The organism is Enterococcus sp. DIV0358, assembly GCF_051713465.1.
Lineage (GTDB): Bacteria > Bacillota > Bacilli > Lactobacillales > Enterococcaceae > Enterococcus > Enterococcus faecalis.
Genome location: NZ_JBIOPX010000001.1, coordinates 1908785 through 1927795 on the forward strand (window position 1 = coordinate 1908785; position 19011 = coordinate 1927795).

General features: G+C 35.8%; 18 protein-coding genes and 1 other RNA gene. 6 read left to right on the forward strand and 13 right to left on the reverse strand.

Translation table 11 applies throughout. The features are described 5' to 3' along the window. Nucleotides 1–61 precede the first annotated feature (61 nt). Nucleotides 62–148: signal recognition particle sRNA small type (gene ffs, locus IGK70_RS09275), an RNA gene on the reverse strand. 39 nt (nt 149–187) lie between these two features. After that, nucleotides 188–709 (reverse strand): tRNA adenosine(34) deaminase TadA, encoded by a 522-nt coding sequence (gene tadA, locus IGK70_RS09280; protein ID WP_002389160.1) that lies wholly within the window; start codon nt 707–709, stop codon nt 188–190. A gap of 77 nt (nt 710–786) precedes the next feature. On the opposite strand from tadA, the gene IGK70_RS09285 reads away from it, so the two are divergent. Continuing rightward, nucleotides 787–1638, forward strand: coding sequence for a PucR family transcriptional regulator (locus IGK70_RS09285; protein WP_002383772.1), 852 nt, complete (start codon nt 787–789; stop codon nt 1636–1638). A 56-nt stretch (nt 1639–1694) separates the two neighbouring features. Next, nucleotides 1695–2540 carry a PhzF family phenazine biosynthesis protein gene (locus tag IGK70_RS09290; RefSeq protein WP_071981507.1) on the forward strand — a complete coding sequence of 282 codons (846 nt, stop codon included), beginning with the start codon at nt 1695–1697 and terminating at the stop codon, nt 2538–2540. A 27-nt stretch (nt 2541–2567) separates the two neighbouring features. On the opposite strand, the gene IGK70_RS09295 is transcribed toward IGK70_RS09290, so the two are convergent. Then, nucleotides 2568–2906, reverse strand: a complete 339-nt coding sequence (locus tag IGK70_RS09295) for a hypothetical protein (protein WP_002356871.1) — start codon at nt 2904–2906, stop codon at nt 2568–2570. Between the two features lie 83 nt (nt 2907–2989). After that, the gene (locus IGK70_RS09300; protein WP_002384290.1) at nt 2990–3694 is read right to left on the reverse strand and encodes a zinc metallopeptidase; all 705 of its coding nucleotides are present in this window, start codon (nt 3692–3694) and stop codon (nt 2990–2992) included. A 198-nt stretch (nt 3695–3892) separates the two neighbouring features. On the opposite strand from IGK70_RS09300, the gene IGK70_RS09305 reads away from it, so the two are divergent. After that, nucleotides 3893–4246, forward strand: a complete 354-nt coding sequence (locus IGK70_RS09305; protein WP_071981508.1) for a YxeA family protein — start codon at nt 3893–3895, stop codon at nt 4244–4246. Between the two features lie 37 nt (nt 4247–4283). Here IGK70_RS09305 and IGK70_RS09310 read toward each other — a convergent pair whose 3' ends face one another. Together IGK70_RS09310 and treP are read right to left on the reverse strand one after the other, a co-directional pair. Then, complete coding sequence (locus tag IGK70_RS09310; protein WP_002356866.1) at nt 4284–5288, reverse strand: nucleoid-associated protein; 1005 nt, start codon at nt 5286–5288, stop codon at nt 4284–4286. A 127-nt stretch (nt 5289–5415) separates the two neighbouring features. Continuing rightward, the gene (gene treP / locus IGK70_RS09315) at nt 5416–6882 is read right to left on the reverse strand and encodes a PTS system trehalose-specific EIIBC component (protein ID WP_002388267.1); all 1467 of its coding nucleotides are present in this window, start codon (nt 6880–6882) and stop codon (nt 5416–5418) included. 212 nt (nt 6883–7094) lie between these two features. Between treP and gloA2 the strand changes: the two genes are divergently transcribed. Beyond that, entirely contained in the window at nt 7095–7475 is a 381-nt protein-coding gene (gene gloA2, locus IGK70_RS09320) for an SMU1112c/YaeR family gloxylase I-like metalloprotein (RefSeq protein WP_002356864.1), read from the forward strand. Between the two features lie 21 nt (nt 7476–7496). Beyond that, nucleotides 7497–7979 (forward strand): SRPBCC family protein, encoded by a 483-nt coding sequence (locus IGK70_RS09325; RefSeq protein ID WP_002356863.1) that lies wholly within the window; start codon nt 7497–7499, stop codon nt 7977–7979. A 43-nt stretch (nt 7980–8022) separates the two neighbouring features. Here the strand turns inward: IGK70_RS09325 and IGK70_RS09330 are convergent, their stop codons facing one another. Then, a complete protein-coding gene (locus IGK70_RS09330; protein WP_002389175.1) occupies nt 8023–9123 on the reverse strand; it encodes an FUSC family protein in 1101 nt (366 codons plus the stop codon). A 172-nt stretch (nt 9124–9295) separates the two neighbouring features. Here IGK70_RS09330 and IGK70_RS09335 point away from each other — a divergent pair, with 172 nt between their 5' ends. After that, the gene (locus IGK70_RS09335) at nt 9296–11437 is read left to right on the forward strand and encodes a GH92 family glycosyl hydrolase (protein WP_071981509.1); all 2142 of its coding nucleotides are present in this window, start codon (nt 9296–9298) and stop codon (nt 11435–11437) included. A gap of 40 nt (nt 11438–11477) precedes the next feature. Here the strand turns inward: IGK70_RS09335 and IGK70_RS09340 are convergent, their stop codons facing one another. From IGK70_RS09340 to IGK70_RS09365, 6 genes are all read right to left on the reverse strand, one after another. Further along, on the reverse strand, nt 11478–12959 hold the full coding sequence (locus IGK70_RS09340; RefSeq protein WP_002359882.1) for a response regulator transcription factor: 1482 nt from the start codon (nt 12957–12959) through the stop codon (nt 11478–11480). Nucleotides 12960–12970: 11 nt separating this feature from the next. Further along, nucleotides 12971–14701: a sensor histidine kinase gene (locus IGK70_RS09345; RefSeq protein ID WP_002398568.1), complete on the reverse strand. Its 1731-nt coding sequence runs from the start codon at nt 14699–14701 to the stop codon at nt 12971–12973. Then, complete coding sequence (locus IGK70_RS09350; protein WP_002381610.1) at nt 14655–15290, reverse strand: YesL family protein; 636 nt, start codon at nt 15288–15290, stop codon at nt 14655–14657. Before IGK70_RS09350 ends, IGK70_RS09345 begins: the two co-directional genes overlap by 47 nt. A gap of 70 nt (nt 15291–15360) precedes the next feature. After that, nucleotides 15361–16827: an ABC transporter substrate-binding protein gene (locus IGK70_RS09355; RefSeq protein ID WP_002356854.1), complete on the reverse strand. Its 1467-nt coding sequence runs from the start codon at nt 16825–16827 to the stop codon at nt 15361–15363. Nucleotides 16828–16850: 23 nt separating this feature from the next. After that, complete coding sequence (locus IGK70_RS09360) at nt 16851–17774, reverse strand: carbohydrate ABC transporter permease (protein WP_002359877.1); 924 nt, start codon at nt 17772–17774, stop codon at nt 16851–16853. Nucleotides 17775–17785: 11 nt separating this feature from the next. Next, on the reverse strand, nt 17786–18742 hold the full coding sequence (locus tag IGK70_RS09365; RefSeq protein WP_002356852.1) for an ABC transporter permease: 957 nt from the start codon (nt 18740–18742) through the stop codon (nt 17786–17788). Nucleotides 18743–19011: the final 269 nt, after the last annotated feature.

Genomic DNA, 19011 nt, shown 5'->3' on the forward strand with positions numbered 1-19011 from the left:
ATTTCCTGTCTTTTTAATTTTAGATAAAATAAAAAAGGCTTCTCAGCCTTGATACGTTCCTTATTCAATCAGACACATGGCGGCACTTGCTTAGTGCTGCTTCCTTCCGGATCTGACACAATTCACTAGCCCGCCATTGTCCTAGCCTTTCGGCAAAACCTAGTATAACGTATTTTTATTCTTTTGACTAGTCTTTCTTTTGATTTTTTAAAAGTTTCTCTTCTTTTCTCTTTGCCCGTAACTTTTTAAAGAACTGAACTAGCAATAAGCGACACTCTTCTTCTAAAACGCCTGCTTCGACATAGGCCACATGATTGAAGCGTTCATCTTCTAATAAATTCATCAATGTGCCAGCAGTGCCTGCTTTAGGATCGGTTGCGCCATAATAAACTTCTGGAATTCGTGCTAAAAGCATCGCCCCACTACACATTGGACAAGGCTCTAAAGTTACAAATAATTGGGTTTCTTCTAGACGCCAATTTTCTATCCCGCGACACGCTTCTTGGATTGCATACATTTCTGCATGCGCCGTTGCTTCTTGCCGTGCTTCTCTCAGATTATGCCCGCGGCCAATAATTTCCCCTTGCCGAACAATTACAGCTCCAATAGGCACCTCAGCCAAACCTTCTGCTTTTTTCGCTTCTGCAATGGCTTCTCGCATAAAAAATTCTTTTTCTTCTTGTGTTAACGTTGTTTCTTTTTTTCCCAATTAATTTCCACCTTTCGGCTTTTTCCCACTAAACTTCTGTCTTGCTTCATGGTACAATAAATCAGTGAGGTGTGTCTATGATTATTGAAAATTTATCTCAGCTTTATCCCAAAGGCTATTTATCAAAAACAATTGGTTCCGAAGCCACCTATTCAATTCCTGTTGACGACCAATTTTTCATTGTGAATAAAGCTTTCTTAAGTATTAAAGAACAGCATTTGTTGGAAGCGCTTTTCCCAATTTCTGAAAACCCAACAATTACTGGTAACCATCCTTGGTTCAGTTACTTATTTCAACAGGCAAAATTACCTGCCGAAGGGACCTTTCGTATGTTGCAAATTCAAACGAATGTCACAAAAGAATTACAAGCTGAATGGCAATTTAATTTAACAAAGATGTTTCCAGATACAGTTGATTGTTTCAGTCCAAGTAATAATATGTATATTTTAGTTGAAGAACAGTCAAAAAATACCTTTCAACAAGAAGAAATTCAAGGAATCTTTTTAACATTAGATACAGACTTTGATTGCACTAGTGCTGTATTTGTTGGCAATTTTTATTCCTCTGAAGACATTCTCCGGCGTTGTTTCCATGAAGAACAACGTATTTTTTCAGAAGAACTTAATTCCTCTAGTCGGACGACTGTTTTTAGTTTAACCGATGTTGCCCTCCACTATTTTACCAAGGAAGCCATGAGCCAAAATGTACTTGTTGAGTATTATCGTCGTTTATTAAATAAAGACACCGATATTCAGCCAATCATCAGCGCTTTGTGGAAAAATCAAGGCAATATCAGCTCCACTGCAAAAGATTTATTTATGCATCGAAATACTTTACACTATCGGTTGGAAAAGTTTTTTGAACAAACTGGCTTATCTTTAAAAAAAATGGATGATTTAATCTTTTGTTATTTGTTATTAAGAAAGTAGTACGTCCATTTTTTACTCGTATGTTTTTTATTCCCAATTAGAAAGTAGGCGTTCCAATGAAAATTACCGCATATGTCGCTAGTGCATTTAGTAAAAACCACGAAGGTGGCAACAAAGCAGGCGTTGTTTTTATGACACAGCCCTTAACGAGAACCCAAAAAATGGCCATCGCCAAAGAACTAGGATTTGCAGAAACTGCTTTTATTTCAGACTCAAAGATTGCTGATTTCCGCCTTGAATATTTTACACCAAAAGAAGAAGTCGACTTATGTGGCCACGCGACAATTGGCGCTTTCACCATTATGAAGCACTTAAATAAATTATTGCAAACAGAATATACAATCGAAACGAACAGCGGTTTGCTCGCAATCACGGCTAACGGTGAACAACTATTTATGGAACAAACTGTCCCAACTTTTTATGATACGCTCACTTTAGAAGAATTGAGCGGCTGCTTTGATTTAAACGCAGTGGCAACTGCTTTTCCTATCCAGATTGTGTCAACGGGCCTAAAAGATATTTTGGTTCCCATTAAAAATGCGCAATTATTACAGGATTTACAACCAAACTTTGAAAAAATTAAGTTACTTAGTCAAAAGTATAGAGTTATCGGGATGCATCTTTTTGCTTTGTCTGAAGAAAATATCATTTGTAGGAATTTTGCACCCCTTTATGACATCGATGAAGAAGCCGCTACTGGTACATCAAACGGTGCGTTAGCTTGTTATCTGCACCATCACCAAATTTTACAAAAAACCAATTACACTTTCGTCCAAGGTTATACCTTAAACGCTCCTTCAGAAGTCTTAGTGTGTTTGAACACTACACCTCAAAAGACAATTAATCAAGTTCTAGTTGGTGGCAGAGGCTATTATGTTGAAACAAAAGAATTATTTTTATAAAAAAAAAGATGGCCTAGGCCATCTTTTTTACTTCATTGCATCTTCAATAAATGTGAAAAAGCGTTCTTTTAAAGAATCTGTATTGTCTTTAACTTTTTCGCCATATTCAGCTAATTTTGAACCGCCATCTTTCACACGATCAACAACATTTAAAACAGAATCTAATTCATCATCGGATAAATCATCGACAATCGATAATAATTTTTGGTTTCCATCAAATTTATCGTCTACAAACTTTTTAACTTTATAACGATTGGAAACATGAGATACCTTCTTAATAATTTTTTCAGAAGCGATGACTGCAACAGAGACACTTGCAACTGCAGCAATGCTTAAACCGATACCAATTTTTGTTGATGCTTTCATTTCCTTCAGCTCCTCTGTTATTTTCTACTTTAATCATAACATATTATTACTTTTATGCGTAATAGAAAGACCTTTACTAGCACTTAGTCCCGTCGGTTATTGCCACCAAATAAAATAACCAAACGTAAAAGTTGTAAAAAGGTCGAAAGCGCCGCTGCTACGTAGGTAAGTGCAGCTGCAAAAAGAACTTTTCTGGCCATTGGGACTTCTTCTTCTGTTAATAACCCACCTTCAGAAAGAATACTTAATGCACGTCTAGACGCATTAAACTCCACCGGTAAAGTCACCAATTGAAAAATCAAGGCTAATGAAAAAGCCAAAATTCCAATGTTGATTAATGTTTGATTCCAACTAAATAAAACACCAATCAAAATTAGTGGAAAGGAAATGGTTGAACCGATGTTGGCAACTGGAACAATAGCTGCACGAAGACGTAAAGGCACATAGTTCGTATGATCTTGTACCGCATGTCCGCATTCATGAGCCGCCACGCCAATAGCCGCAACCGATGTCGATTGAGCAGTGGCTTCGGATAAGCTCAACATTTTGTTTCCAGAATTATAATTGTCAGTTAAATCACCAGCAATTTGCTGAACTCCAACATCATTAATTTGTTCTTTTTGTAAAATATATTGTGCTGCCTGCGTGCCTGTAACATGTTTACTGCTTCGTACTTGATCATATTTACGAAAGGTACTGTTAACATATGCGGAGGCCGCACCAGAAATCGCAATTCCGATAATTACCAATATATAGGTTGGATCGATTCCAAAATAAAAGGGCATCATTGTCCTCTACCTCCATCTTTTTTTCTTTATTGTAGCATGATAGTGAAAAAAAGGGAGCGACAAACGTTGTCTTTTGTTTAAAAAAATGATGAATTTTTCAAGAAAGTGCCGAAACTAACAAAATTGTCACTCAATTAACGGTAAAAAATATGGCAAATTTCCTAAAAAAAAGGCATACTATTCCTTGAGGTGAGGAAAATGAAAACATTACTAAAAATATTAATTCCCATAGTCATTTTAGCCGGTGGTAGCTGGGGCGTTTATAATTACTATTACGGTGGAGAAGCCTATTATACACAAATCACAACATCTGGTGAAAAGAAAGATGAAAAAACAAATTCTGGTGAAGCAATGACCATTTATTACTATCAACAACCTGCGTTTAATAAAAACGGTGAAGAAAAAACCGTGGAATTAAACGAATCCCGTGATCAACCATTGCGTATGAAAGCCTATCTAAAATTGAAAGTTAATTCCCGTAAAGGCGTGATCAGCTGGAATGAAGTGACAGAAAAAGAAGTCCCTGAAAAAGCTTTAGAAAAATTAAAATAAAGAAAAAACCGTTGGCAAGCGACCAACGGTTTTTTCTTTATAATTGATTACTAATTTTTTCGATATTTTTTAGCATAATGGACACTGTGCCATCTGGATTATTAACAAATTCAATTAAATCGCCATTGCGGTAAACATCTAACGGAACAATTAATTCAATACCGTTATCCATTTTTAACTTCTGTTTGCCAAATTTCTTTTCAGAAATTTCGCGAGATTCTCTGACTGGCGGTGTTTTGTCGACAAACTTCGATTCATTCACTTCTTCTTGGTAAGCTAATTTAGCTGATACATTTTCTTTAAACACTTGCTCAGCAATTTGCTCATTGTCAATCGTTCCCGTTTCCTCAATACTATCATATACCGCTTCTTTTACAGAAGCCATTAGTTCAAACTCATCTTCGTTAAATTTCTTTCCAATGCGTTTGACTGCCTTTTTAATTTCTTTGATATTTTCTTCCATGGAAGGTGCCGCTTGCGTCTCAATCACTTTTTCAGAGAAATACCAGATTTTTTCTCCTGAAAATTCATATCTTTTCTCTAGTAATTCAAACGCTAATGTATCTAAGTCAACCGTAATCCCTTCATCTGGTTTTTGTGATTTTGAAGACAAAATTGCTCGATTGATAATCAGTTTGTTATAAACGGATTCTTCTTCATAGTCGACGTAATGCGTGTAACTTTCTTTATAGTTTAATTTAATCATTGCGACATGTAACACCGTATCTAATTCATATAAAATGAACAAAATATCAGCACTAGGCGCATCTTCGCTTCCTGAATAAACATCATACCAATGTTGGGTAACTTCTTGGCTTTTCTTCACAAAATCACTAGGAATCCCACGTAACGTGTCAACAAAGGAACTATTTTCCGCCAATGTTCCAGTCTTTGTTTGTGCAGTCGAAAGTTTTGAAATTTTTGCAGTTAAATACGTTCGAATATACTCAGTGGTTAAATCTAGTTCCTTTTCAGAAAAAACCGGCGTCCCAGTTTCTCGATCAATAATGTGTAAAATTGCTTTTTTTAAATAAATATCCATTTTTACGCTCTCCTTTTCTCAACCTTTTTAGTCTAACTGAAAGAGAGAAAAAAGCCAATAGTTTCTATAAAAAGAAGAAGAATTCGTAGACAAATGTCTACGAATTCTTCTTAACTTCAAAAAGCGATTACCCTTCTTCGCTGTATAACATCCCTGTTGCTTCATCAACTGGATCGACTTTATTAAAGATGCCTTTCTTTCTGAAAATATAAGTTAAGCCCATTGGTACGATAATGGCAATCACCATTGCGACTAAAAACGGCAAGTAATATTGTGGCACAATAGATAAAATTCCTGGCAAGCCACCGACGCCGATACTTGTCGCACGAACGCCCATTAAAGTGGCAAACATTCCTGCCATTGCTGAACCAATCATGCCCGCAACAAATGGATAAACATATTTTAAGTTGATCCCAAACATCGCTGGTTCAGTCACACCTAGGTAACAAGAAATCATCGCTGGAATCGAAACTTGTTCTTCTTTTTTGTTTCCACGATGCATAAAGATAACTGCTAAAACCGCTGAACCTTGTGCAATATTTGATAGAGCAATCATTGGCCATAAGTTGGTTGACTGAAAGTCAGCAATCAACTGTAAATCAATAGCATTACTCATATGATGTAACCCAGTGATGACTAATGGTGCGTACATAAAGCCAAAGACGGCGCCAAATAACCAATTAAATGTTGACGTTAATCCAGCATTTACAATATCAGAAACCCAACTACCAATCGTCCAACCGATTGGTCCTAAAATGACATGTGCAGCCAATACTGTTGGTACTAAAGCAAACAATGGGACAAAAATCATTGAAATTGCTTGAGGAATCACTTTTCTAAAGAAAATTTCAAGATAGGCAAGCAAGAAGCCGGCTAACATAGCTGGGATAACTTGCGCTTGATAACCAATCATGTTAACTTGAGCAAACCCAAAATCCCAGAAAGGAATTTCTGCTGCTTTAGTCGTCGCAACTGAATAAGCATTCAGAAGTTGTGGTGAGACTAATGTAATCCCTAGGACAATCCCCAAGATTTGTGTGGTTCCCATTTTCTTCGTAATACTCCACGTAATCCCAACTGGCAAGAAGTGGAAAATTGCTTCGCCGATTAACCATAAGAATGAATTGACTCCATTCCAAAATTGAGAAACTTCCACGATTGTTTGACCATCAAGAAAGCCAAATGGAACCCCTTCCAAAATATTGCGGAACCCTAAAATCAATCCCCCGATAACAAGTGCAGGAATTAATGGTGTAAAAATCTCAGCTAAAACAGAAACAACTCGTTGAACAGGACTCAAATTACTTTTGGCAGCTGCTTTCCCTTCTTCTTTTGAAACCCCTTCTAAACCGGAAATTGCAGAAAAATCATTATAAAATTGTGGGACTTCATTCCCAATAATTACTTGAAACTGTCCAGCATTTGTAAAGGTTCCTTTTACAGAAGGAATATCTTCAATCACAGGTACATCCGCTTTTTTTGGATCTTTTAATACAAAACGCATTCGAGTTGCACAATGAGAAACAGCTGAAATATTTTCTTTGCCTCCTACTGCTTTCAACAACTGTTGTGCATCGCTTTGAAACTTACCCATTTTACATTCTCCTCTCAAACTTGTATATACAATTAAGTTGTATATACATCATACTTGATTATTCTTTTTTTGGCAAGCGCTTTCTTTCAAAAAAAAGAATTTTATTTTTTTACAAATCCCTTGTCTTTACTTAAAGAGTCAAACAGAACGCTTTTTTAGCTGCTTCTTTATTGCTATACTACAGAGGGAAAAAACGAAAAGGAGTATGAAAAATGTTTTTTAAAGAAATTCATCATGTGGCAATCAATGCCTCAAATTATCAAGCAACTAAAAATTTTTATGTCGAAAAGTTGGGCTTTGAAGTTCTTCGCGAAAATCATCGTCCCGAAAAAAACGATATTAAATTAGATTTAAAATTAGGCAGCCAAGAATTGGAAATTTTCATTTCTGATCAATTTCCAGCTCGCCCCTCTTATCCTGAAGCTTTAGGATTACGTCATTTAGCTTTTAAAGTTGAACATATTGAAGAAGTGATTGCTTTTTTAAATGAGCAAGGAATTGAAACAGAACCGCTACGAGTAGATGATTTTACGGGTGAAAAAATGACCTTCTTTTTTGATCCAGATGGACTACCTTTAGAACTTCATGAATAATAAATAAAGGAGAGAAACAAAATGAAAGATACCTTTCGCTTAGAAAACCAGACGATTTATTTTGGTACAGAACGAGCAATTTCAGCCAGCCCTCAAACGATTTGGCGCTACTTAACTGAGACAGACAAGCTAAAACAATGGTTTCCAGAATTAGAGATTGGTGAATTAGGTGTTAACGGGTTTTGGCGGTTTATTCTGCCCGATTTTGAAGAAACAATGCCTTTCACTGATTATGCAGAGGAAAAATATCTGGGCGTGACTTGGGATACTGGTATCATCTATTTTGACTTAAAAGAACAAGCACCTCATCAGACCCTGTTAGTCTTTTCAGAATCTCTCCCAGAAAATTTTACAACACCTCGCCATAAAGATATCGCTGGTTGGTCAATTGTTCTCAATCGCTTGAAGCAAGTAGTTGAAACTCCTGATGCAGCACCAGAAAAAATAGATTTTCCGCAAATAGAAAATCATTACTTGGAAAAATTAACGAATTTAGAAAATTAAAAAGTGTGGCACAACGGGTAAATAACCCTCTGTGCCACACTTTTTAAAAACGCAAGATACGCTGATAAACAAATAAACCTAAATCAATTAAGCAAACAACAAAAATTGCCAATAATACAAAAGAGACCCGCAACTCTGCGGCGTACATCCCTCGTAAACTAATTGTTGCCAAACATAACCCAAAAATCGTTGCCATTGTCACTTGTAACACGGTTCCTGGTTTTAGGGCATAAACAAAAATGCCAATAATACTAGAAACAACGAGGTGTGTCAGTGGCAATTGAAGCCAATTGACAACAAACAGACTAAGGAAACATCCTAAAAGAGTCCCCCAAAAACGTGTCTTAATACGCGTGTTCATTTCTGCTTTCACTGGATGCAAGAGTAGAAAAACATTCATCGGAATCCAAATTATTTTAATGCCTCCTACACTCCACATTAAAATAAAACTCAGCGTAATGGTGAAACTCATACGAACAGCTAAACGAAATCGTTGCACCCTTTCGTCAGGACTTTCTAAAAATTGTTTGAAACTTGTAATCCCAAAAAAAGTCTGTTGTAAGTCGTGCCAGAAATTAATAACCGCCAATTTCTGTTGCTTCATATTTAATTGAATACTTTTATGGCCCCTACTCTTTAAGCTGGTTAGCTGACTTAATCCTGTTTGCCACCAAGCATTTAATGTTAAAGCCAATAAAAAAAGACCAATTAAAAAGGCCACAACTTGAGATTGCATCAAAAATGTATTTCCTTTAACCTGGATTAACTGACAAAACGTAAACATCATCAAATAACTATGATACCGCATCGGTGTCGCAGATGAATAAAATAAATAAACAATTAAAAATGTCACACTACTATTTAAAATAATAGACCAGCTAAAGGAACTACTAGCTATAAATGCTAAAAAACTGATCACAAATTGCCTGATACTCATTTTGAGCAGCGCTACAAGCGAATAATCTTTTTTATAGTTAATTTTAAACATAATAGTAAATACAGGCACCATAATTAAATAGCTTGGGGAAAATAAAAAATCCAATGTATAAAAACTAACCAAAAAAAAGGCGATGACTGGGAAAATGGCCCAAACATACGCAAAAAATTGCTGACTTTTTGTACTAAAAAAATAAATAACAATCACTCCAATATCGATTCCTTATCCATTGTAACATGCTTGTCAATTCCCTCTCCAAATTGAATATACCAATTCGTTAAAAATAAATAAAAAAGCAAATAAATACGCTTTCATTTCTCGTTTTTTGTGCTATAATCAGCCTATATGATATATCATTTAAAACAAAGGAGCTACTTTCATGAATATTCAAGCGATTGATACGCGACACGGAACTGCCAACCAACATAGTTTTTCAAATGGAAATTGTCTACCCTATACTGGCGTGCCATTTGGGATGAATTTTTACGCCCCGCAAACAACTGACCAAAAAGGCAGCTGGTGGTTTCATCCAGAAGATCGAACATTTCAAGGCTATCGAGTAACGCATCAACCAAGTCCTTGGATGGGTGATTTTAGCCATTTATTAATGACCCCTGTCAGTGGTTCATTGTCGGAACTTTCTTTATTCCATGCCCAAAGTTCTTATCGTCCAGAAGAAAGCCTTTTTTCTCCTGTCGAAATTAACTTAACTCAATTACGCTATCAAATAACTTCTCAATTAATCCCAAGCATGTATGGTGGTATCTTAACCATTGATTATCACCAAAAAGATAATCACTTACTACTAACTCTGCCTGGACGTTATCAAGTAAAACAATTAGATGACCATCAAGTGGCTGTAAAAGTCATCAACTATTCTGGTTGTGAAGATCCAGATTTTAGTTTTTATTTTGTGCTTCATTTTGAACAGCCTTTAACCAAATGGTTTGCCCCTTCTTCAGGTGAAGATGGCAAAATCCTTCTTTCTTTTGGAAATATTGCTCAACAAGTTGTTCATTTTAGTAGTTCATTTATTTCTGAAAAACAAGCGCAGTTAAATTTAGCGCGAGAAATCTCTTTGCGTTCTACTGAGATGCTGCAACAAGGAATCGCAGATTGGCATAATTATTTCGATCGCCTTAAAGTAACGCATGAAAATCCTGAACATACTAAAACGTTTTATCATACACTGTATCGAACATTCCTATTTCCGCAAACCTTTTATGAATTGGACGAAAATCAGCAGCCGATTCATTATGATACGTTCTCGCAAACGGTTCGTCCTGGTGTACTATATACCAATAATGGCTTTTGGGATACTTATAAAACGGTTTACCCATTGTTCTCACTAATTGCTCAAGAAAAATACGAAGAGATGCTAGAAGGCTTTTTAAATAGTTACAACGAAACAGGTTTCTTGCCAAAATGGTTATCTCCAGATGAGCGTGGTTTAATGCCCGGCACCTTGATTGACGCTGTCATTGCTGATGCCGCCGTGAAAAAGATTCGTCCTGACTTGATGCCTCAGTTCCTAGAAGCGATGAAAAAAGGCGCCACACAACAAAGCGAACGAGAAAATTATGGACGTCAAGGAACTCTGGATTATCTAAAATATGGCTATGTTCCTTCAACCTATCATGAATCTGTCAATCATACCTTAGACTATGCGTACAGTGATTTCTGTATTTCGCAAGTTGCAAAAACATTGAATGATTCAGAGACCGCAACGTTTTATCGTCAACAAGCCTTGAATTATCAACAACTTTTTAATCCTGAAACTGGCTTTATGCAAGCAAAGGATACTGAAGGCCATTTCCGTCCTGACTTTTTAGATATTCGTTGGGGCAAAGATTACGCCGAAGGAAGTGCTTGGCAATCAAGTTTTGCGGTTTATCAAGATTTTGCAGGTTTGATTAAGCTATATGGTAGCGAGTTAGCTTTCGAAAAAAAATTAATTCAGCTCTGCAATCAAGCGCCTAACTTTAACGTTGAAGGCTATGGTTTTGAAATTCATGAAATGAGTGAAATGGCGGCAATTGATTTTGGTCAATTAGCCATCTCAAATCAACCAAGTTTCCATTATCCGTTTCTATTCAGCTACATCGGCAAACCAGAGATGGCTCAACCACTTTTAAAACAACTAATGCAAACATTTGATGCTTCACCAACTGGCTATCCAGGTGATGAAGACAATGGCAGCATGTCTGCTTGGTATATTTTTAATAGCTTAGGCTTTTATCCCGTCACACCAGGAACTGGTGAATATGTAATCGGGATGCCTTTAGTCCAGACGGCGGAAGTAAAACTGTCAAATGGTAAACAATTAACCATTCAGACATCACCAAACAAAGTCCAACAACAATTTATTCATGAAATTCAGTTAAACCAAGAAAAACATACTGCGCCTTACTTTACTCATCAAGAACTATTAAACGGCGGGACTTTAGATTATCAATTAGGGATCGTCCCGAATCCACAAAACACAGCAGAACGACCGTTTTCATTAAGTACGGAAAAATAATAAAAAGAAAGATGTTCATAAAAATTGAACATCTTTCTTTTTATTCTTCGACACCTGCGTAATTTGATTGGTATTGCTCTCGAAATTCTTTTGGCGTAATTCCATTTAATTTTTTAAACATTTTTGAAAAATAGTTGGTATTGTTAAATCCTACTTTTTCTGAAATTTCGTTGATTGTATCATCCGTGTACAATAATAATTTCTGGGCATGCTTGGTACGCACTTGATTCAAATATTGAGAAAAACTCCGCTTGGTTTCTTTTTTAAAAATTTGGCCTAAATAACTAGGGTTCAAATGAAGCTCATCCGCCACCGTTTTTAAGTTTAATTCTTCTAAATAGCCTTGTTCAATTCTTTCTACAGCTTGGCTAACACTTTCTGAATATTTTTTTATTTTAGGTTTATTTTTCACTTCTGCCAAGACTTGCTGCATTAACGCATACAGTGTATTAAGATTGTTGCTGGCTCGAATTTCTTCCACGATTTTTTCATAGTTTTCTTCTAACACAGTTGGATACTGACGGGAAATATCTGAAAAAAGTAAGAAGACTACATAGCGTACATATTCTGGCGTAGCGTGTTGTTGACTTAACTGATTGAAAATAGCATCTAATTCCCGTTGAATGGTCTGCATATCCCCAATCATCAAGGCTTGGTTAAACGCTAGAAAAGTAAAATCTTCTGCCGAACGATTCATTTGTTCTTTTTGATTATTTGGCAGAAATTCTTGATAAAACGTTTCAATTGCTTGCAACTGTTTTACTTTCTCATAACTTTCATAAACCGTTTCCCATTCATTGACAGATTCCCCTACAAAAATCTGACCTTGACCAGCTAGAATCGCTTCAATTTCACGAATAAATAAGAACGCTTCTTGTCTGGCTCCTTTATAGATAAGTAACAATTGGTGGTACGTACTCATCCAACTTTCAATGAATAACAGTTGACCTTTTTTCATAAATAGTTCCTTGATTGTTTCTAAAAATGGCATCTCAGCTTCAACCAATAAAACGGTAAAATCACCTGGTTTTATAGTCGCAAATTGCTGCATTAACTCTTCGTATTCCCCTTCGCTGATTTCATCATTAAGCCAACGCATCAAGCCATTTTCTAGATATAGACGCACGCGGGCATGGGATTTTTTTTGTTGGTCTAATTCTGTTTTGATTCTCTGGATATTGGCTAATAGTTCTTGCTTATTGACTGGTTTCAAAAGATAATCTTGGACCTGCAAAGCCATGCCTTTTTTGACGTAATCAAACTCTTGATAACCTGATAAAATTAAACTAATAAATTGATGTCCTTTTTTCTTTGCTTGCTCAATTAATTCGATCCCACTCATTTCCGGCATCGTAATATCTGTTAATAAAACATCAATGGATTCTGTTTCTAAAAAAGCCAATGCTTCTTGCGCACTACGCGCTGTTTTAACAATTTCAAAGCCTAACTCTTGCCAAGGAATAATCCATTTTAAGCCTTCTAAAATCATATATTCATCATCAACAAACATCACTCGATACATCTTTTCACCCCTTATGCTACAAACGAAAGACGAATTGTCGTCCCTTCTCCTTCTTTCCCTTCAATGGTTAAACCATAACTCTCCCCAAAAAAGCGTTGTAAACGTTCATGAACATTTCTTAATCCAATGGATTGTTCCGTTTCTATTTCTGTTTGATTTAAACGTGCGCGAATTTCCTCTAACCGATTGGCGGTGATTCCTTTTCCATTATCCACAACAGCCACAATAATTTTTTCGCCTTCTCGGTAGGCGTGGACCTTAATAGCATTGTCTTGTCGTTGATAGTCAATACCATGCACAAAATAATTTTCGACAAGCGGCTGAATAATGAACTTAGGAATTTCGACATCAGCAATTGTTTCTTCTATTTCGAACTTATAGGCAAATTGGTCGGGATAACGCATTTGATACAAATACACATACTTTTCGCAAAATGAGATTTCCTCTGCCAAGGTCGTGGTTTTTTCTTGGTTAATATTATTCCTAAGTAACGTTGAAAAAGCATAGACAACATCAGCTAGTTCTTCTTGTTGCCGACTCAAGGCATACATACGAATATATTCCAACGTATTATAAAGAAAATGAGGATTAATTTGCGACTGTAACGCTCTCATGTGAGCATCGCGTTGCTTAATTTCTAAAGTATAAATATCGTGAATGTATTGATCTAAACTGTCTACCATAAAATTAATCGCGGAAGCAATATCATTCAACTCTTCCTGAACTTGATTCGTGTCAATTCGTTCTTTTAAATTGCCATCGCCAATGGCTCGTGTCGCTTCTAAAATTAATTGGACTTGTTGAGAATAGCGTTTAAACAGGCGGTTTAAGCCCACTAATAAAATAACAATCAAAAGTAACCCAATCCCTAAAATGGCCGCATAATTCATAAACAATTGCTGAAATAAGACTCGGCGGCTTGTTAATAAGAGAATGGTACTCCGGCCACTGCTTTCTATTTCCGTAATATCGTAGCGATTATGAAAAACCTGTTGAATGTCACTATCGGTGTGCATTCTTTTATCTAGTTGCCGCTCTTCTTCTTTGGTAAATTGTGCTTTTTCAGAAAAAATTTGATTTCCAGCACTATCATAGATAAACGCATTAATACCTGATTTTTTCAATAAGTCTGCTTGGTTGCCTAGCAACTCTTGACTTGAAAACACAGTGTATAATTCTCCCAACGGTTGTCCTGTATAAGGATCGGAAATAATTCGCATTAGTTGAAAGCCATGTTTTTTAATTGATGACATATCCATTTTTTTCCCATTTGTAGCTGTGCGATTGGCGAACAAAACCTGATCAAATTCATCTAAGCGAATAATCACTTCTTCTAAGTCAGGAAAGGTGCTAAATAATGTACTTAAATTATTTCCAAAGTGGGTACTGACCCGATCTTCCGACCATTGACTGTAAGTATAGTCAAAATACTCAGGAGGAGAAAGTTCCATATATTTTCGCATGTTTTCAATTTTACTTGCAGAGCCAGCTAATTCATTAATCATATTTGTCGCCGCATTATTTTTATTCGTTACATAGCTGTCAATTTGGGAAATGGCATTATTTTTTTGTGAATCAATTGATAAGTTAATTGTATAAGTAACATAAGCGCACAAAGCAGCCACCGTTAACAAAATAATACTTGTTAACAGTAGACTGTATTTTTGTACTAATCGATTTAATAAATATTTTTTTTTAAACAGTTTTTTGAAGATTCGCTTCATTTTGTTCCAACTTTCCATCAATAAACTGGCGATTTTTACGCGTGACATAGGCACACCACATCATAATTAAGGCAAACGAAGCAAATAGTAGCAGTCCTTTCATTTTCCAAGTTAAAGCAATGATACTAATTACACCGAATAAGACTTTAAAAAATACACCGAGGTTTAAAAAGATACTGATAAATGAAAGCTTCATTAAATCAATAGTTGAGATAAAATAGCTTCCTTCATATAGTAGCATATAAATGTAAAAAATAACGAGTATTAGGGAAACAAAAAATAAAATAAATGTAATAATTAACCACATTATTCCGGTAAATTGAACGGCTAAATAAATATTATAAAAAACAAATCCTAAAGTGAAGAGAAAAAGTAAAAAATAACAGTTACTTCTTTTAAAATGTGCTTTCCATGATTCAAATGCTCGTTTAACGGTGATTGCTTGATAATTCATGCCCTCTTCCAAAATGAAATCAGTCATCATTTGGAGTGCTGGACCAACACCAAAAATAATCCCTCCAGCTAAACTAAATAAAACAAACAGTAAATTTAGTTTGATTACTGTCCAGGAAAGGTAAAACAACCGTTGAATCCCTGTACTTTCCATCTTCCTCTTCCTTTCTATTATGTAAAAGGCTGAGCCAAAAGCGCTCAGCTAATGCCTCAGCCTCCTGTGATTATTTTTGAGATTGGATATATTCGTCTAATTGTGTTTGCATTTCTTTTTGAACTTTATCCCAGCCAGCTGTTTTTAGGTCATCCATTAATTTTGGAAGTGTTTCTTCTGGATCAACAGTTCCTGTATTTAAGCTTGCTGCGTAGCGGTTCATAACTGTAGCAACGTTAGTGATTTCAGTTTTCACTTTATCATTTACAAAAGTAAAACCAAGAATTGGTGAATCTTTTGCTTCTTCGATGCTCTTATCACGTTCTTTAACCATGTCTTCAGTGACAGATTCTTCTGGCCAAATGATTAAGTTATTTCCTGTGTTCCAAGCACTCAAGTGAGTTGTTGGTGTGTAATCTTTCAATAATTTCACACGATCATCGCCAACTTTTTCATATTGTTTGCCTTCTTCACCATAAACAAGTCCGTTTAACAATTCTGGATTGCTGTTTAATAAACCTAACAATTCAACAGATTTTTCTTTGTTTTTAGACGTGTTTGCAACAACATAGTTAGCCATTTGCGCTTGTGATGTTGTTTTTAATGGTTCTGTTAGTGGACGAGAAACAAGTGGTTTGCCAGCAGCTTGTGTTAAGATTGTATCACCATAATCCATAGGTCCTTGTGTTTCTTGACGCATGAACCAAGTATTGGTATTTAAGTCATATGGTGTTGTACTTGTAGCAGCATCTGTTGGAATCAAGCCATCTTTATACCATTGATGTAAGACTTTTAAGTTATTAATCATGTCTTTGTCGGCATATTGGTTAATAATTTTTGGTGAGCCAGTATCAGTTGTTTTTACTGCAAATGGATATTGGTTACCAATAGGGAAGTCATAATTACCTGTTGCAAAGAATGTTTGGCCGATAGCAAAAGCAGCAATATTTGGTTCTTTTTTATGGAATTCTTTTAGAACTTCCGTTGCACTTTCATAACTACCATCGACTTTACTAATATCTAAATTGTATTTATCGACATATTCTTTATTAAAAGTTAAAACTTGTTGACCGTAAGAGTTACCTAAAATTGGGAACGCATACAGTTTTCCATTGATCGTATTTCCTTTAATATAGTTATCTGGTAATTGATCATAGGCTTCTTTTGCATATTTAGGTGCTAAATCAGTTAAATCAGCATAGGCGCCTTTTTGTGCATTCGTTGCATAATTTTGTGCTAATGAAATATCATAGCTTTCACCAGAAGCAACGATTGTTGACATTTTTTGGTCCCAATCGCCCCAACCAACAAATTCCATTTTTAATTTTGCCCCAATTTTTTTCTCGATAATTTTATTCGCATTATCGATTAATTGGTCATAATTATCTGGTTTGTCCCCAACACGATACATTAATAACGTTGGTGTACTATCATCACCTTTTGACGCTGCATCTTTTGAAGATTTACCGCACGCGCTTAATCCTACAGCTAAAGCTGCTGCGCCAGCTACGGCTAATCCTTTTTGCCATTTTTTCATTCCTTATTTCCTCCTGTACAATTTTATTCTTTCACGCCGCCGATTGTTAAACCACCCACGAAATATTTTTGGAAAAATGGGTAAGTTAACGCAATTGGTAACGTAGATAAGACAACAATCGCCATTCGAGCCGATTCACTTGGTAGAACGCCTAACCCTTCTTGTGCTGCTGCACCCATATCCGTACTTCTTGATAAGAACTCTAAGTTGTTTTGAATTTTCATCAATAAATACTGTAATGGTACCAAGGTATCTTTTTGAATGTAAAGTAACGCATTGAACCAATCGTTCCAATAACCCAAAGCCGCAAACAAACTAATTGTGGCAATCCCTGGAACGGCTAGTGGTAACACAATGCTGACAAAAATGCGCATTTCACTTGCGCCATCAATACGTGCCGATTCAATAATACTGTCAGGCACGGTTTTCTTGAAAAACGTTCGCATCACTAAAATATTAAATGGTCCTAAAGCTAAAGGCAAAATTAACGCCCAAATTGTATCTTTCAATTGCAATAAGTTTGTCATTACTAAATAGTTCGCAACCATCCCTGGTGAAAATAACATTGTAATTAACGCAAACAATGTAAAGAATTTTTTAAATGGAAAGTTGGAACGAGAAATGACATAGGCATATAATGACGTCATTGTTGCATTGACAATCGTCCCTGTCACCGTAATGAAGACCGTTACCCCTAAGGCATGAATAATGCGTTGACTCATTGCCCCTTGGAAAATGTAACGATAGGCCTCCAATGAAAATTCTTTTGGCCAAAACCGGTAGCCGTTTGCTGCTAATGATCCTTCACTTGTCAATGAAATCATAATAACAAAGAAAAACGGAACCACACAGGAAATAGCAAAAATAGCAATGACAATATTGAAAATCAAATTCGCTGTCGGGTTGAAGGATCGAACGTTAACGCTAGTGACTTTTTTCTTTTTCATAATCCTTCCTCCTAAAATAGTGCTGAATCTGGTTCAATTCGACGAACAACTAAATTCGCAATTAATAATAAACATGCCCCAACGACAGATTGATATAACGCTGCAGCTGCCGTCATGCCTACATCACCAGTAGCCGTTAAGCCATTGTAAATATAGGTATCTAACACACTTGTCACGTTGTAAAGCGCACCTGAATTTCTTGGTACGATGTAGAACAAACCAAAGTCTGCTCTGAAGATACCGCCGATGTTTAAAATTAATAAAACAGACATCATTGGTAAAATTTGTGGAATCGTAACATTTTTTATTTGTTGCCATTTGTTGGCACCATCTACCATCGCTGCTTCATAGTATGTCGGATCAATCCCCATCACAGAAGCATAGTAGATAATACTGTTGTAGCCTAGACTCTTCCAAACATTTAGGAAGACAAAAATTACTGGCCACCAACGTGGATCTGCATACCAGTTAATCATTGTGCCGCCATTACCAGTAATCCATTGATTCAAAATCCCTTTATCTGGACTTAAAAAGGCATAAACAAAATAGTTAATAACCATCCAAGATAAGAAATATGGTAGCAATGACATCGTGTGATAAACTTTAACCAAGCGACGATTTCTTAATTCACTCATAATAATAGCAAAAGCAATCGCGAAGAATAAGTTAAAGGCTAAAAAGACGACATTGTACAAAATGGTATTTCTAGTAATTAACCAAGCATCTTTTGACGCAAATAAAAATTTAAAGTTTTCAAAACCAACCCAAGGACTTTCTCTTAGACTAGCTAAGAAACCATCTGGTGAAATATGAAAATCTTTAAATGCGACCACATTGGCTAAGACTGGTATATAGAAGAAAAATATAAACCAGATAAATCCTGGTAACGCCATAAGGATTAAGGCCTTATAACGCCATACATTTTGAAAAAACCCGTTTTTCTTCTTCATTCGTTTCGCTCCTTTCATAAATATAATAGCGTTTTCATAATATCTTTTTAAGGAACAAATTATAGGATTTGAGAAACAAATTATAGATTTTGTATCATTTTAAGCTAAAAATTTACCGAATTGACTGTTCTTTGTGAAAACGTTTATCTGATATTTTTTTAACAACTGCTTAAGAACCTTAAAAATAATTGAATAAATCTCACTCATAAAGCGATTTCACTAGTGCGTATTTGTTGTATAAAAGCTGAGAACTTGTTATTTTCACAAAGGATATTATCTAATTATTT

Bases quoted from the DNA above. Each gene is read 5' to 3' on its own strand.
- IGK70_RS09285 (WP_002383772.1), top strand. From the start codon at position 787: ATGATTATTGAAAATTTATCTCAGCTTTATCCCAAAGGCTATTTATCA.
- IGK70_RS09290 (WP_071981507.1), top strand. From the start codon at position 1,695: ATGAAAATTACCGCATATGTCGCTAGTGCATTTAGTAAAAACCACGAA.
- IGK70_RS09295 (WP_002356871.1), bottom strand. From the start codon at position 2,906: ATGAAAGCATCAACAAAAATTGGTATCGGTTTAAGCATTGCTGCAGTT.
- IGK70_RS09300 (WP_002384290.1), bottom strand. From the start codon at position 3,694: ATGATGCCCTTTTATTTTGGAATCGATCCAACCTATATATTGGTAATT.
- IGK70_RS09305 (WP_071981508.1), top strand. From the start codon at position 3,893: ATGAAAACATTACTAAAAATATTAATTCCCATAGTCATTTTAGCCGGT.
- IGK70_RS09310 (WP_002356866.1), bottom strand. From the start codon at position 5,288: ATGGATATTTATTTAAAAAAAGCAATTTTACACATTATTGATCGAGAA.
- treP (WP_002388267.1), bottom strand. From the start codon at position 6,882: ATGGGTAAGTTTCAAAGCGATGCACAACAGTTGTTGAAAGCAGTAGGA.
- gloA2 (WP_002356864.1), top strand. From the start codon at position 7,095: ATGTTTTTTAAAGAAATTCATCATGTGGCAATCAATGCCTCAAATTAT.
- IGK70_RS09325 (WP_002356863.1), top strand. From the start codon at position 7,497: ATGAAAGATACCTTTCGCTTAGAAAACCAGACGATTTATTTTGGTACA.
- IGK70_RS09335 (WP_071981509.1), top strand. From the start codon at position 9,296: ATGAATATTCAAGCGATTGATACGCGACACGGAACTGCCAACCAACAT.
- IGK70_RS09340 (WP_002359882.1), bottom strand. From the start codon at position 12,959: ATGTATCGAGTGATGTTTGTTGATGATGAATATATGATTTTAGAAGGC.
- IGK70_RS09345 (WP_002398568.1), bottom strand. From the start codon at position 14,701: ATGGAAAGTTGGAACAAAATGAAGCGAATCTTCAAAAAACTGTTTAAA.
- IGK70_RS09350 (WP_002381610.1), bottom strand. From the start codon at position 15,290: ATGGAAAGTACAGGGATTCAACGGTTGTTTTACCTTTCCTGGACAGTA.
- IGK70_RS09355 (WP_002356854.1), bottom strand. From the start codon at position 16,827: ATGAAAAAATGGCAAAAAGGATTAGCCGTAGCTGGCGCAGCAGCTTTA.
- IGK70_RS09360 (WP_002359877.1), bottom strand. From the start codon at position 17,774: ATGAAAAAGAAAAAAGTCACTAGCGTTAACGTTCGATCCTTCAACCCG.
- IGK70_RS09365 (WP_002356852.1), bottom strand. From the start codon at position 18,742: ATGAAAGGAGCGAAACGAATGAAGAAGAAAAACGGGTTTTTTCAAAAT.